Annotated in this window: 14 protein-coding genes; 11 read left to right on the top strand and 3 right to left on the bottom strand. The window is 67.4% G+C overall.

Going from position 1 to position 12,817, the window contains the following annotated elements:
* Nucleotides 1-64: 64 nt before the first annotated feature.
* The 3 genes from JGU66_00340 (at nucleotide 65) to JGU66_00330 (ending at nucleotide 3,642) form a co-directional block, all read left to right on the top strand.
* The gene (locus JGU66_00340) at nucleotides 65-1,489 is read left to right on the top strand and encodes a hypothetical protein (GenBank protein MBJ6759187.1); all 1,425 of its coding nucleotides are present in this window, start codon (nucleotides 65-67) and stop codon (nucleotides 1,487-1,489) included.
* 83 nt (nucleotides 1,490-1,572) lie between these two features.
* A complete protein-coding gene (locus JGU66_00335; GenBank protein MBJ6759186.1) occupies nucleotides 1,573-2,043 on the top strand; it encodes a DUF3592 domain-containing protein in 471 nt (156 codons plus the stop codon).
* Nucleotides 2,044-2,325: 282 nt separating this feature from the next.
* On the top strand, nucleotides 2,326-3,642 hold the full coding sequence (locus tag JGU66_00330) for a hypothetical protein (protein MBJ6759185.1): 1,317 nt from the start codon (nucleotides 2,326-2,328) through the stop codon (nucleotides 3,640-3,642).
* Nucleotides 3,643-3,710: 68 nt separating this feature from the next.
* On the opposite strand, the gene JGU66_00325 is transcribed toward JGU66_00330, so the two are convergent.
* Nucleotides 3,711-4,040: a DHCW motif cupin fold protein gene (locus tag JGU66_00325; GenBank protein MBJ6759184.1), complete on the bottom strand. Its 330-nt coding sequence runs from the start codon at nucleotides 4,038-4,040 to the stop codon at nucleotides 3,711-3,713.
* Nucleotides 4,041-4,238: 198 nt separating this feature from the next.
* Here JGU66_00325 and JGU66_00320 point away from each other — a divergent pair, with 198 nt between their 5' ends.
* From JGU66_00320 to JGU66_00305, 4 genes are all read left to right on the top strand, one after another.
* On the top strand, nucleotides 4,239-5,393 hold the full coding sequence (locus JGU66_00320; protein ID MBJ6759183.1) for a histidine kinase: 1,155 nt from the start codon (nucleotides 4,239-4,241) through the stop codon (nucleotides 5,391-5,393).
* Nucleotides 5,390-6,151: a response regulator transcription factor gene (locus tag JGU66_00315; protein MBJ6759182.1), complete on the top strand. Its 762-nt coding sequence runs from the start codon at nucleotides 5,390-5,392 to the stop codon at nucleotides 6,149-6,151. Before JGU66_00320 ends, JGU66_00315 begins: the two co-directional genes overlap by 4 nt.
* A 154-nt stretch (nucleotides 6,152-6,305) precedes the next feature.
* A complete protein-coding gene (locus tag JGU66_00310) occupies nucleotides 6,306-7,472 on the top strand; it encodes a tetratricopeptide repeat protein (protein MBJ6759181.1) in 1,167 nt (388 codons plus the stop codon).
* Nucleotides 7,473-7,576: 104 nt separating this feature from the next.
* Nucleotides 7,577-7,957, top strand: a complete 381-nt coding sequence (locus JGU66_00305; protein MBJ6759180.1) for a nuclear transport factor 2 family protein — start codon at nucleotides 7,577-7,579, stop codon at nucleotides 7,955-7,957.
* Nucleotides 7,958-8,022: 65 nt separating this feature from the next.
* On the opposite strand, the gene JGU66_00300 is transcribed toward JGU66_00305, so the two are convergent.
* Complete coding sequence (locus JGU66_00300) at nucleotides 8,023-8,535, bottom strand: DUF1579 family protein (GenBank protein ID MBJ6759179.1); 513 nt, start codon at nucleotides 8,533-8,535, stop codon at nucleotides 8,023-8,025.
* A gap of 370 nt (nucleotides 8,536-8,905) precedes the next feature.
* Here JGU66_00300 and JGU66_00295 point away from each other — a divergent pair, with 370 nt between their 5' ends.
* The gene (locus JGU66_00295; GenBank protein ID MBJ6759178.1) at nucleotides 8,906-9,616 is read left to right on the top strand and encodes an alpha/beta hydrolase; all 711 of its coding nucleotides are present in this window, start codon (nucleotides 8,906-8,908) and stop codon (nucleotides 9,614-9,616) included.
* A gap of 5 nt (nucleotides 9,617-9,621) precedes the next feature.
* On the opposite strand, the gene JGU66_00290 is transcribed toward JGU66_00295, so the two are convergent.
* Nucleotides 9,622-10,437 carry a helix-turn-helix transcriptional regulator gene (locus JGU66_00290; protein ID MBJ6759177.1) on the bottom strand — a complete coding sequence of 272 codons (816 nt, stop codon included), beginning with the start codon at nucleotides 10,435-10,437 and terminating at the stop codon, nucleotides 9,622-9,624.
* 355 nt (nucleotides 10,438-10,792) lie between these two features.
* Here JGU66_00290 and JGU66_00285 point away from each other — a divergent pair, with 355 nt between their 5' ends.
* The 3 genes from JGU66_00285 to JGU66_00275 all read left to right on the top strand — a co-directional run bounded on the left by JGU66_00285 (nucleotide 10,793) and on the right by JGU66_00275 (nucleotide 12,812).
* The gene (locus JGU66_00285; GenBank protein MBJ6759176.1) at nucleotides 10,793-12,229 is read left to right on the top strand and encodes a hypothetical protein; all 1,437 of its coding nucleotides are present in this window, start codon (nucleotides 10,793-10,795) and stop codon (nucleotides 12,227-12,229) included.
* A gap of 69 nt (nucleotides 12,230-12,298) precedes the next feature.
* Nucleotides 12,299-12,466 (top strand): CopG family transcriptional regulator, encoded by a 168-nt coding sequence (locus tag JGU66_00280; protein ID MBJ6759175.1) that lies wholly within the window; start codon nucleotides 12,299-12,301, stop codon nucleotides 12,464-12,466.
* Nucleotides 12,456-12,812, top strand: coding sequence for a hypothetical protein (locus JGU66_00275; GenBank protein MBJ6759174.1), 357 nt, complete (start codon nucleotides 12,456-12,458; stop codon nucleotides 12,810-12,812). Before JGU66_00280 ends, JGU66_00275 begins: the two co-directional genes overlap by 11 nt.
* The last annotated feature ends 5 nt before the right edge of the window (nucleotides 12,813-12,817 follow it).

Below are 12,817 nucleotides of genomic sequence, written 5' to 3'. Positions count from 1 at the left end.
GCTCGCGCGAGGGGCGGAGGGCTCATGCGTTATGCTCGGGCGCAGGAGGCTGTAGCGACCCCTCATGACGAAGTACTTCGTGAATCTCTCCGCGGCGCCCTCGGGGCATGACGTTCCAGCCTTGCTCACGAAGTTCGGTGCCTGGGTGGCTGAGCAGGACCACGGCTCGCTGGGCTCATTCGATGGACTGGCGGCCGAGGCCATCCCCACGGAGTGGAATCCGGCGAAGGCGGAGCGGCTCCGGCGTGATGGCTTCATGTTCCTGGGGCTTCCAGATGGTTCGTTGGTCGCGCTCATCCGCCCGGAGACGATGAAGCGAGCCGCGGTGGCCTTGCTGGGCTCGGAGGGCGAAGCGAGGACGGTCGCGAACAGCCTCGAGGAGTTCCTGTCGCTGTGGGCGCAGGGCGAGACGGGGCTCGACGAACTCGATGAAGCGGATTCGTCGGGTCGCGCGGCGCTGGTCGCGTGGCTGAAGCAGCACAAGGTCAAGGTTCCGAAGGGGGAGGACTTCGACTTCGCGGCCTGGCTCGATGGCGATGCACCGCTGGCCTCGGGCGCGGTGGCTGCTCCGCGATTCACTCCGACGGAGGTGCTGGCGAAGCTGGGGCCGAAGACGCAGCGCCTGGCCGGGGTGCTGGGACGGCGGGCCGATGCGCCCGAGGTCATCGCCTACGTGACGGAGGTGCTGGGCAAGAAGGTGCCCCGGTCCACCTCGGAGAATACGGACTCCGCGAACGTCTCGGCTCCCAAGCAGGGCGTCGAACTCGTCTTCTCGCACGACATCCTCAACGACGCCTTTCCTCCGCAGCAGAAGACGGCCAAGACCTTCATCCCGTATGTCTCCACCGCGTGGGTTCGCGCCGCGGTGGGAGAGACGGTCCTGGGTGTGCCCTGGAAGGCGGCCTCGGAGGACGAGGTCGTGCGGGTGCTGGGACCGCCGACGGGCCGCCGTGCCGCCTTCGCGGACGAGGATGAGCTGACCGTGGCGTTCTGGACCTGGGCGCTCGACACCGATGGGCACCTGGAGCTTGAACTCGAGTTCGATGACGGCGTCTCGGCCACCCTCTCCGTGAGGGGCGCGAGGGCGCTGGCGCGCTACCCGGACATCACGACCGGACTCTTCGTGGGCTACGCCGCCACGCGAGGCCTGCTGGTTCCCGAGCGCTTCCCGGCGCATCAGGAGCTGCTCGCCGCGGTGGCGCGACGGGAGGTCCAAGGGTCGCGCTTCGTCAAACAGGCGCTCCCGCGGGGCTTGTGGGACGACCACCTGCGGGACGCGCCGGGACTTCGAACTCTGGCCTACCGCTGGTTCCACAACATGAATGGTCTCTGGCTGACGGAGGACCTCAAGGCGACCTTCGGCAGTCGTCGAGGGCCTTTCGGGCACGATGAGCCCGTGCTGGATGACGACACCTGGGAGGCGGTCGACCAGGCGGCGCCCGTGCTCGATCGACGCTTGGGTGCGTGGCTTGGAAAATCGCCTCGCTAAGAGGCATCTGCGGTGTGTGTGCTCGCGTAGTCGGACACGGTCCAGTCTTGAGGTGATGCGTGGAGGAGGTTGCTGTCAGAGTCATGCTGTTCTGCAGCTGGGGGCTGTTCGCGTTCCTCGGCTGGTTCATCCTGTCGCGCTCGATTCGGGCGCGACAGCGGGACGAGCAGATCCGCCAGACAGGAGAGCCGGCGGAGGCCACGGTGCTCCAGGTGCAACGAACGCAGCTGCGCATCCACGGCACGCCCGTCTTCGCGGTGACCTTGGAGGTTCGACGCGCGGGGCATGCGCCGTTTGAAGTGCGGTTGGAGGACCGATTGGACGCCTGGGATGTGCCGGCGATGGAGGCCGGGCGGCGGGTCAAGGTGCGGCTGGACCCGAGCGAGCCGCAGAAGGTCTTCATCGTGGGGGCGGACCCTGTGCAGGCCGTGAGTGCCCCGGCTCACGGAGACCCCGTGAAGGCCCTGGCGGACCTGCAACGGATGGCCAACGACGGACTCATCACGTCCGAGGAGTTCGCGCGCAAGCGCGAGGAGATTCTCGCCCGGCTCTGACCCGTGAGAGTCTTTCGCGGCGACGCATCCTGTTGCGTTGCCGTGACGCTCCGAAAGACATCCGCACAGGGTTGAGTCTGCTCGGACTGCTCGCTTCGCCTCGATGCGGGAACTCAATCGAACGCATCGAAAGTTGCTGAGACGCACGGTGAACCCTTTACACTGTTCACCATGTCACGATGGTTGATCGCGCTGCTGATGCTCTCAGGATGTGCGGATTCCACCTCGCCGTCGGATGCGGGGACGTCGACGGACTCCCGCGATGCGGGCGCAGATGCAGGGATGCCCTTCGACGGAGGCGTTCGCGACGCTGGGACTTCTCCTGGCTGGGGCCATGGCCCCAATACCGGCACGTACTCCAATGACGTGTGGACGCCCGGGCGCGACAGCGCTGGGCACGTGAATGAATCGAGCTGGGCGCTCGTGCCGCGCGGTCGCTGGGTGAGCGTCTCTGGGACGAAGCTGGAGTCGCTGGGTGCGCAGATTCAGGCCGCCATGCCCGGGTGGAAGGACTACGGCACCAGCTCCTGGGGGGGCGTCACCGAGGCCTGGAACGCGCCGGCCTTCGACCTCGCCGGCCGCCGGCTGTGGCGTCATGGCGGAGGCCACAGCGACTCGAGCAACAACGGCATCTACCGCTTCGACCTCGACTCGATGCAATGGTCGATCGAACACATGCCGAGCGACTCCCGGCTCTGGAGTCAGGCGTACCGCACGTCAGGCACCTTCGCGGGCTGCCCCGAGTCGAGCGCGGCCTACAACGGGGAGGTCGACGCGGGGACGTGGTCTCAGCGCGACCACTGGTACTACGACGAAATCTTCTGGGACCGCACCGCGAGCGACCCCATTGGAAACCCCACGGCGCGCCACGTCTACGACGGCTTCGTCTACGTGCCCGAGAGTGACGAACTCATCGTCGCGTGTCGCCGGCTGTGGCGGTACTCGTTGGCGAACCACAAGTGGACGCTCAAGACGCACCCGCGCGCCAACGGTGACAGCACCGCGCTCACGGAGGAGGTGATCGCGGTCCTCGACCACGAGTCGAAGCTGGTCATCGGGTCTTGTGGTTCCAGTGGTCCCTTCGCCGCCGACTACGACTTGCACACCAACACCTGGCTCGCGCCGCGCGCCACGTGGGGGAGCTGGGACTGGAGCGGTGGCGCCTATACGCAGGAGGGCGACATCGTGACGATCTTCGTGCCGCCCAACAGCTCTGGGACCTATGCCTCACCGGGCCGGTGGCAGCGCTACGACGTGTCCACCCATTCGGTGCTCGCGTCGGGCTCGACGTGGAACTACGAGGGCGGCCTGTCGCTCGCCTCGTTCCCGGACACCGCTCACGCCACCGATGGGCACGGCATGGTCTATGTGCCGACCGAGGGCGTCTACTGGGTCTACACGAAGCTCAACAGCGGCATGACCTGGCTGGAGCTTGACCTCAAGACGACGCCTGCGACGCTGCGGCCGAAGACCTTCGCCAACGCCGCGCCGGCCTTGCAGAGCGGCATCGCGCGGCGCCGGGCCATCTACTTCCCCAGCCTCGATGCCATCGTGTGGATGAGCCCCGGGGACAAGGACGTCCTCGTCTTCCGGCTGTGAGGCCGAGGGCGTGAGGCCAGCGAATCCGCCCGGTGACGGAGTCGTCACCGGGCGTGGAGTCCATCGGCTCAGTCCACGATGAAGAGCCGAGCGCCCGTCGCGGTCGACGAGCGGTGGGCGCCGTCGTCGTCGGCGACCTCGTAGCTCATCATGGGGCCCAGCTCGAAACGCCGGCCGTCCTGCAACTCGGTGACGAGCGTCCCTTCGAGCACGAGCAGGATGTGTCCCCGGCGGCACCAGTGGTCCGCGACGTAGCCGGGCGTGTACTCGACCATCCGGACCCGGATGTCTCCGGCCTGGAGGGTTCTCCAGAGCGCCTTCCCTGAAGTGCCCGGGTGCTCGGTGGGGGCGAGGGTCCCCCAGTCCGTGGTGGTGAAGGGAATGTTCGCGATCTTCAAGGGAGGTTCCTTTCTGCGACGGCGCCTTGGCTGTTCGAGCGGGTGGCCAAGGTCTTAACCCACGCAGGGGCAGGGGGCCGTGACGCAATCCTGCATATCGACCTGCACGGAGCCGCATCGGCTCCGCGCTCCGGCGTGGAATGCATCGGATGCTTCACGGGTTCCACGCCGCGAGGGTGCCTTCTAGAGTGGACTCCCGTGAAGGGACTCGACGACCTCGCCGGAAGCGGATCCACGTTCCCTGCGGATGTGCCGCGCGCGCTCGCTTCACGCTGGCGTGGCCCCGTGCAGGTGGTGGCCGCGTATGCGCTCCTCGCTTTCATCTACGGCGTGCAGCTCTCCGTCTATCGGGCGTCGCGAGGCGAGCCGGCTGGCTTCGGTGAGTCGCTGCTGTCGGGGGTTCTCGTCTGGGGCGGCTGGGCCCTGCTCACCCCGCTCATCCTCGCCGTGGCCCAGCGCGTGCGAGGCCCAGGGCGACCCTGGCCGCTCCAACTGGTGCTGCACCTGCCGCCCGCGTTCCTCTTCGTCGCGGTGCACCTGTTGCTCTTGGCGGGCCTGCGGCAACTGCTGCTCCCGCCTCCTGAGGGAGGTGGCCTGGCCGCCGCGTGGACCCACTTCACGTGGCTCTTGTCGAAGACCACTGACTACGACGTGCTCATCTATCTGTCCGTCGTGGGGCTCGACGCGGCGCTTCGCTCCTCGCGACAGGTCCGAGAAGAAGCGGTGCGAGCCTCGCGCCTGGAGGCACAGCTCGCGCAGGCGCAACTGCACCTGCTGCGCAGCCAGCTCCGGCCTCACTTCCTGTTCAACACGCTGCACGCCATCTCCACGCTCATGCACCGCGACGTGGCCGCCGCGGACCAGATGGTGGGTCAGTTGAGCGAGCTGTTGCGCGCGAGCCTGGAGCGCGATGGCCGCCACGAGGTGCCGCTCTCCGAGGAGCTGGAGCTGCTGGCGCCCTACCTCGACATCGAGCGCACCCGCTTCTCCGACCGACTCCAGGTGGACGTGGAGGTGGCGCCCGAGGTCCGCGATGCCCTGGTGCCACCGCTCCTGCTCCAGCCGCTGGTCGAGAACGCCATTCGGCACGGCATCGCTCCGCGTCGAGGACCCGGCCGCGTCTGGGTTCGCGTCCAGCGCGTGGGCGAGCGCGTGGCCTTGGAGGTCCGCGATGACGGCGTGGGCCCACCCGCCGAGGGCGCTTCGCGTCTGAGCGAAGGAATCGGCCTGGGCTCGACACGCGCCCGCTTGGAGCGTCTCTACGGTGTGGCCCAATCCCTCACGTGGGCGGCGAATGTCCCGCGCGGCTTCGTGGTCTCGTTGTCGCTGCCCTACCGGAGTGCCCGCGCATGACGGTCCGTACGCTCATCGTCGATGACGAGCCCTTGGCTCGCGAGCGCCTGCGGATGTTGCTGGCTCGGGAGACGGACCTGCATCCCCTGGCTGAGTGCGGCGACGGACAGGAGGCGCTGGAGCTCATCGCCCGAGAGAAGCCCGCCCTCGTCTTCCTCGACGTGGAGATGCCGGAGCGAGACGGGTTCGGCGTGTTGGCGGATTCGGTGCCCACGCCGCCTGTCGTCGTCTTCGTGACCGCGTGGCCCCAGCACGCGCTGCGCGCCTTCGATGCCGCCGCCGTGGACTATCTGCTCAAGCCGTTCACGGTGGAGCGCTTTCGCCGCACGCTGGCGCGCGTGCGGGAGCGCCTGGCGGCTCCACCTGGAGTCCTGCGCGAGCAGCTTCACCAACTCCTCCAGGAGCTGCGCCCACCCGCGACCGGGACGGACCGGCTGGTGGTGAAGACGGGCATTCAGACGGTGCTGGTGCCGGTGGAGGAACTCGACTGGGTGGAGTCCGCGGGTAACTACGTCACCTTGCACGTGGGCGCGCGGACGCACCTGCTCCGCGAGACGATGGCGGAGCTGGAGGCGCGCCTCGCCACGCGACGCTTCGCCCGCGTCCACCGCTCCGCGCTCGTGAACGTGGACCGCATCGTCACCCTGTCTCCCACGCTGTCGGGAGACCATCGCCTGGTGTTGCGCGATGGCCAGGAGCTGACGCTGAGCCGCACCTATCGAGCCCGACTGGAACAACTGCTCGGCCATTCGTTGTGAGAGGAGCGGGGCAGGGGCGCACGCGGCTTGTCCCTTGCGATTCGCGGCCCATCCCCTGTCTTGGCGACTCGTCCCATTCTCGCCCCTTCGCGCGAAGCCCTCTCTAGCGTTCCTCTCGCCGGGAGCTTCCCGGGCACTTCGTGGGGAGGATGTCATGAGGCAATTGGCAGGGGCTGTGGTCCTGACGGCGCTCGTCACGGCATGCGCGTCCGGAACCGTGGCGCGAGGCCGGGACAGCAGTGGGGCGCGGAACGAAGGTCGCCGCTTCACCGAGTCCGCCGTCGCCGTGATGCAGGCGTATGACTTGGAGAGCCGCTTCCAGGAAGCGGCGGTCCTGGGCCGCTTCGCCAGCGAGCGGGCGCGACTGCTGGGAAATCTCGCGGGCGAGGCGCGGCTCCAGGCGGAGCTCGGCCGCGTCTTGTCCCGACAGCTCCAACATGAGCCGGGCCTCGACGCCGCGCAGGTGCTGGAGTTGCTGCGGCGAGCGCGGCGGCTCGCGGAGGACTCGGGAGATGCCCATGCGCGGGTGGCCGCGCTCGACGCGGAGGGCATGTTTCACTATTTCAACAAGCTCCTCGCGGGGAAGGGCGAGTGGGCACCCATCGCCGAGCAGTTCGAACAGGCCCGGGCTCTGGCCGAGTCCTCCGGTGATGCGCGCGGACACTCCGAAGCGCTGTTTCACCTGGGTCTCACCCGGCAGTTCCAGGGAGACGCGGCCGGTGCGAGCACCTTCTTCGAGCGCTCGCTGGCCGTGGCGCGTGCCTCCGATGATGCGCTGATGGCGTCGTATGGGCTCAGGCACCTCGCGGGGCTCGCCGAGGAACGGGGCGACTTGAAAGAGGCCCTGGCCGGGTTCGAGGAGTCGCTGCGCCTCCGGGAGCAGGTGGGATACCGGAGTGGGCAGGTGTTCGCGCTCGTCGCGGTGGCGAGTGTCCGCTCGCGCCTCGACCCGAGAGGCACCTCCGCGCTCGAGCCCGCGCGCAAGGCATTGGAGCTGGCCTTGCTCCTGAAGGACCCCGCGAGCGAGCGCGAGGCACGCGCCAACCTGGGCCGCATCCACCTGCGGCGAGACGACGCGACGGCTGCGCTCCCGTTCCTGGAGCAGGCCCTGGCCAACGCGGAGTCTCATGAGGACTGGCTCACGGTCGTGGAGGTGCTCCTGGACTTGGGGAAGGTCCATGCCATGCGAGGCGAACCCTCGCGCGCCGGGGAGCGGCTGCAGCGCGCTCGCGCCGTGGTGACGGACCATCGGTTGACCGGATCGCTCGCGCAGGTGGAGCAGACCGAGCGGGAGCTGGGCGCCAAGGCTCGCGCTCACTGAGCGCGGTCGCTGACGTGCTTCGTTTTCTTGAATGACCCGGGTGAATTGCCTTTTCGAGAAGTCATCGCGTTGGCGCGCGATGGTGGTTAGAAGAAGGAGCACTCATGAGCAAAGACATCCAAGCTGTGACCCAGCTGATACAGACGTACTTCGACGGGCTCCATGAGGGCGATACACAGAAGCTCGGCACGGTCTTCCACGAGTTGTGCAACGTCTACTCCATCAACGAGGAGGGGGGCGTTCGGATCGTCCCTCGCACTCAGTGGCTGGAGTTGGTGGCGAGCAGGCCCTCACCGAAATCGCGAGGGATCGCGCGCACGGATCGCATCGTGACCCTCGACATGACGGGGCCGGAGATGGCGATCGTGAAGGTCGAGCTCTCCATTCACCCGCGCTACTACACGGATTGCCTTACCTTGCTTCGCTCGAATGACGGCGGCTGGAAGGTTGTCTCCAAGACCTTCCGCATGGACGTGAAGGAGTAAGTCGCAGGCCTCCCTCCGCAGCGGGATGGAGCGCTGCGGAGGGGGCTGTATTCCAGGGACAGCTCCTAGTTTTGACTCGGGCCCGTCGTCGGTTTCCGGGTGGCGCGGTTGATGGCGCTCCGGGCGATGTTGCCGGCGCTGTCCTTGTACGTCACCCGTGTCGTGATCTCATCCGGCGCGAAGGACTCCACGATGGTCGCGCTCTGATGTCCGGCGGGGCTGAGCAGGCTCCAGGTCAACTCCTGTCGAGCCGCATCCCAATGTCCTTCAAACTCGTTGACCAGCCCGATCGACGAGAAATACCAGCGACGATAGACATCCTTGTCCGGGTCATACCCGTACACGATGGAGTACTCCTCGCGCGTTGAGCCATTCGAGGTCTGGCCGTTGACGCGGATGAACTGCCCATGGAGCTGCGGCTGGCCGTTCGCGGTTCCGGTGAAGTGCGCGCCCTGCGGAGACTGGGCGCTGGGTGCCACCTGGATGTCGAGCGTCCAGCTTCCCACCCAAGGAGCAAGTGCCTGCAGCTGCGCGGGAGGCGCGTTGCCAGCGTAGGGAAGCGAATCCTCTGGAGCCACGGGGGGCGCATGCGCGGCACAGGAAATGGCTGACGCTGCCAGGGCGGGCAGCAAGAGGCTTCGGGGCGAGACTCGAATCAGGGGGAGGTGAAGGCTCACGGGTGTGGGGCTCCTGGAATGCGCGTGCAACGCTCATTCCGCCGTGCCATTCCCGTCAAGATGATCCGCTCACCCTCCTCGTCTTCATCAGGCGGAGCGTTGCCGCAAACGATCGCGCTTTGTTCAGTTCTGCCATGTTCATGCGGGGGCGGGGCAGGGACGTGAGCGGTTCATTGCCAGTGCTGAGTGGAGTTGTTACGCCAAGGCTGTCGCTGTGATTGCGAGCAGATGTTTGTGTTGACGGATTGGGCGAAGTTGGAAAGGAGAGCCGATGTCGGGGTCGAATGGGGACGCGGTCAGTATTGTTTTGGTTCACGGCGGATTCGTCGATGGCTCGGGTTGGGCCGGGGTCTATCGCATCCTGGCGAGCCGGGGCTTTCGGGTCAGCGTCGTCCAGAATCCGACGCTGTCCTTGGCGGATGACGTCGCCGTCACGCATCGAGCCATCGCGGACGCGGGTGGCCCGGTGTTGCTCGTGGGCCATTCCTACGGTGGGGTGGTCATTACGGAAGCCGGCATGCATCCCCAGGTGAAGGGGCTCGTCTATGTCGCCGCGTTCGCCCCGGACCGAGGAGAGTCGGTGTCGAGTCTGATCAAGGACCCACCTCCGGGCGCCGCCGTGCCGCCCATCCTGCCGCCGCGTGATGGGTTCCTGTTCCTCGACAACACCCGGTTTCACGCCTCGTTCGCGGCCGATCTCGACGCGGAGACGGCCGCGTTCATGGCCGCCTCGCAGGTTCCCTGGGGCGTCGCCGCGCTCGCGGGCGCGGTCTCCGAGCCCGCGTGGCGACACAAGCCCAGTGACTACCTGGTCGCGACGGATGACCGCATGATTCCGCCGCCTGTGCAGCGCATCATGGCCACGCGTGCCGGCTCGAACAAGACGGAGATGCCTGGCAGCCACGCGGTCTATGTCTCGCAGCCGAAGGCGGTCGCGGAAGTGATTGGCGCGGCGGCGAAGCGCCTGGGTTCCGGTCGATAGAAGAATCAGCTCGGGCGCTGGCGCCGCCACGCGCCCGGGCTTGTTCCGACCGCCCGCGTGAAGGTTCGCGTGAAGTGACTCTGATGGGCGAACCCGCACGCGACTGCGATTTCATTCAGTGACTGCGTGGACGTTGCGAGCAGGTGTCGGGCCTTGTCCAGCCGCCGCTCTATGAGCCAACGGTGCGGCGGCTGACCGGTGCTTTCGCGAAAGGCGCGCGCGAAGTGTCGCTCCGAGAGCCCGCAGGAGCGGGCAAGCTCCGCGAGCGACACCGCTCCGTCCAGGCGAGAGTCGATGAGTTCCTTCACGCGTCGCACGTGCAGCGGAGTCAGGCCGCCGCGGAGGTGGGTGCGCGCCGCGCGGACCGCTCCGTAGGCGCTCGCCAGATGCGAGACGAGCGCGAGGGCCACGTGGTCTGCATAGAGCGAGCTGACCTCCTCTGGAGCCGTCAGCGCGGGGCGCAGGGAGAGCAGCAGATGTTGCACGACGGGATCCAAGAATCCGACGCCGGGTTGGTGCCGCAGGTCCTCGAGTGAGGGCGCTCCCGCATCCTCGGCATAGGCGCCGAGGGAGCGGCGCGGCAGATAGATGCTGACGTAGTGAAACGGTCCCACGTACTCCGAGGTCAGCTTCGAGCGCAGGTCGACGATGCCTGCGTGGCCCGCGTGGAAGTTCTCCGGCTGAATCCAGCGGTTCTCCGCGCGCATGGCGCCGCGAGGCCGCTCGCGCAGATGCAGCGTGAGCACGTAGGCCTCGCTGCGTGGCACCGCGCCGGTGACGAGTTCGTTGGGGGCGTCCGAGCGGAACTCGCCCGCAATCAAGTTCGAACGCTGGAGGACGCGGGACTCGAGCTGGGTCGCAAACGTGAAGGGCCGTTCAACCCGTTGCGCTGAGCGTGAGTCAGTCATCGCGTGCGTCTCCGCAGAGCCCTGTGTGACGAGAAATCCTATATGTGCCCGACATCTCAGTAAACGTTGGGAGTTCCTCACGGACGGGCCAATAGACAGACATGTCGTGACGCGACCTGAGTCCTGGACCCGGAGCCGCGCGGTCCCTCCGCGGGGCTGGGCCCCCGGGCATCGGTAGTTCGACCGGTGGCGCTTCATTCTGGAACCGCGAAGGATGGCGGGCGCCTCGCATTCGCGCGGGCCTGTTCCCATTCCTGGAGCGCACTCGATGGTCGTCTCCGCCCTGCTGTCCGTCTTCACGAGCGCGTGGGTGTTCGCGGCGGCGCCGTTCACCGTCACCCTCAAGTCCGTGGGTTACTCGGCTCGCTCCGATGGGGAGCAGGTGACCGTCTCCCGCGTCGAGCAAGGCAGCGTCGCCGACCGTGCAGGGCTCGAGCCGGGAATGATCCTGGTGCGAATCAGTGAGCCCCCGCGAGGGTTCACCTCCCGCACCCCGCTGGCCCAGCTCAAGGAGGCCGACCTGCTGGACGCGCTGACGCCGCAGCCCGCGGAGTACCTCGAGCTGAAGGTGAGGGCAGAGGGAGCGATGAAGAGGTCACGGAGCCGCGTCATTCTCCAGAGCCCGGAGCCGCTCCCCGACAATCCCTTTCCCACGGTCCCCTTGCCGCCGGAGCAGATGGCGCGACTGACTCCACGGCAGCTGAGCCTCTACTTCGCGCGTCTCGCGGTGGCCGGCAGCGAAGCGCGGAACAGACCCCGCCTCCAGGTCTCCCAGGAGACGACGGCCCATGTCGTGAAGGGCCGGCTGGCGGGAGTGGATGGGGGTGGGTTTACTCCCCTCTGGATCCATCCGAGCCTGGTCCTGGATGCCGACTGCCACGGCCCTCTGCAAGAGGTGGCGCTGAGAGGGGGAGAGGGGGGCCCGTCGCGCACGCTGAAGCCTGATTCCATGGGCCGCACGCAAGAGCGCTTCACGGTGGACCTTCCCCTCTGGTCCACGCGAGAGGTCATTCAGGGGTGTTCCAAGGAGGGACCTGTCTTCGAGCGTCGCCTCCACGCCAGCCTGTCCTGCCAGGGCAAGCCCACCCTGGAGCAGGACATTCCGGTGAAGTTGACGGTCCGCTGCGCGGACGCGCCACCGAGAGGTTTTGTCGCCAGGCGGCTCCTCTTGTTCCTGGATGAGCCCACCGCGTTCCTCGTGGGCGACCAGGCTTCGGTGCAGGGCGAGGTGGACTTCGACAAGATTCTGCCGAGGCCCGCGGAGGCCGCGCTGGTGGAGTTGGATGCCGCGGGTGCGGTGAGTCGGCGCATCCTGGCCATCCCGATGGACTCGAAGACTCGGCCCAAGGCGCAGGCCCCTCTGGATACGACGAACGCGCGGACGGTTCGCCTGGCCATTGAGGCGCGCTTCGCGGATGGCAGCACCTGGATTGGAGAGCCCCAGACTCGGGAGATTCGCACCCCTGCGCAGGTCGAGGCGCTGAACCAGCGGGTGACCGAGCACCGTGCGAAGCTGGATGCGTTCGAGAAGCGCTTCGCCGCGCAGTTCGATGATCCCTGTCAGAACCTGTCTGCGACGATGACGTGGCTCCGGGCGCAGGACGAGCTGGAGTACGCGTCCGCCGAGGACGACGGACACTCCTTCTCCTACAACGTGAAGGGAGGGCTCGCTCCGGTGATCTTCAATTGTCATCGGTGGGAGTGAGCGCTGCGCGGCGAGTATGCCTCGCGGTTCCGCTTGACGCTAGGATGCTAGCATCCTAGGTTCATGCGCATGGCAGGGGACGTGAAGCAGTTCAATGTGTATCTGCCGCCCGAGTTGATTCGCGAGCTCAAGCACCACGCCATCGAGACCGAGCAATCGCTGTCGGCGCTCGTGGCCGCGGCGCTTCGCGACTACCTCGACGCGCAGCGCCGCAAACGGAGACCGCATGGCAACTGAAGGCATCGAAGGTCTGCTCATCGAGACCCACAACTGGGGCAAGACGGTCGCGTTCTGGAAGGCGCTGGGCTACGAGGTCGAGTTCGAGACCGACCACCACTCGGGGCGGCTGCGTCATCCCTCGGGCGGGCCCTACCTCTTCGTCGCCGAGCGGCCGCCCGACCAGGAACTCAAGGTGGTGCCGGCGGTCGCCGTGAAGGATGCCTCGCGGTTCTCGCCGCCCAGCTCCGCCACGGTCCTTCGTCCATTCGCGCCGCAGCATTGGCCGGCGCTGGAGATGCTGCTCGCCGACCCCGATGGTCGCGACCTCAGCGTTCAGGCGCCGCTGCCCGCGAGCCACGGATAGGAGCA

Source organism: Myxococcaceae bacterium JPH2 (assembly GCA_016458225.1).
In the GTDB taxonomy this organism is placed as follows: Bacteria; Myxococcota; Myxococcia; order Myxococcales; family Myxococcaceae; genus Citreicoccus.
Note: the sequence above shows the minus strand (reverse complement) of the source record. Positions and strands in the feature narration are given on the sequence as shown.

Excerpts from the sequence above, each read along its gene's own strand:
- JGU66_00340 (MBJ6759187.1), top strand. The coding sequence starts at position 65 with ATGACGAAGTACTTCGTGAATCTCTCCGCGGCGCCCTCGGGGCATGAC.
- JGU66_00335 (MBJ6759186.1), top strand. The coding sequence starts at position 1,573 with ATGCTGTTCTGCAGCTGGGGGCTGTTCGCGTTCCTCGGCTGGTTCATC.
- JGU66_00330 (MBJ6759185.1), top strand. The coding sequence starts at position 2,326 with ATGCCCTTCGACGGAGGCGTTCGCGACGCTGGGACTTCTCCTGGCTGG.
- JGU66_00315 (MBJ6759182.1), top strand. The coding sequence starts at position 5,390 with ATGACGGTCCGTACGCTCATCGTCGATGACGAGCCCTTGGCTCGCGAG.
- JGU66_00310 (MBJ6759181.1), top strand. The coding sequence starts at position 6,306 with ATGAGGCAATTGGCAGGGGCTGTGGTCCTGACGGCGCTCGTCACGGCA.
- JGU66_00305 (MBJ6759180.1), top strand. The coding sequence starts at position 7,577 with ATGAGCAAAGACATCCAAGCTGTGACCCAGCTGATACAGACGTACTTC.
- JGU66_00295 (MBJ6759178.1), top strand. The coding sequence starts at position 8,906 with ATGTCGGGGTCGAATGGGGACGCGGTCAGTATTGTTTTGGTTCACGGC.
- JGU66_00285 (MBJ6759176.1), top strand. The coding sequence starts at position 10,793 with ATGGTCGTCTCCGCCCTGCTGTCCGTCTTCACGAGCGCGTGGGTGTTC.
- JGU66_00280 (MBJ6759175.1), top strand. The coding sequence starts at position 12,299 with ATGGCAGGGGACGTGAAGCAGTTCAATGTGTATCTGCCGCCCGAGTTG.
- JGU66_00275 (MBJ6759174.1), top strand. The coding sequence starts at position 12,456 with ATGGCAACTGAAGGCATCGAAGGTCTGCTCATCGAGACCCACAACTGG.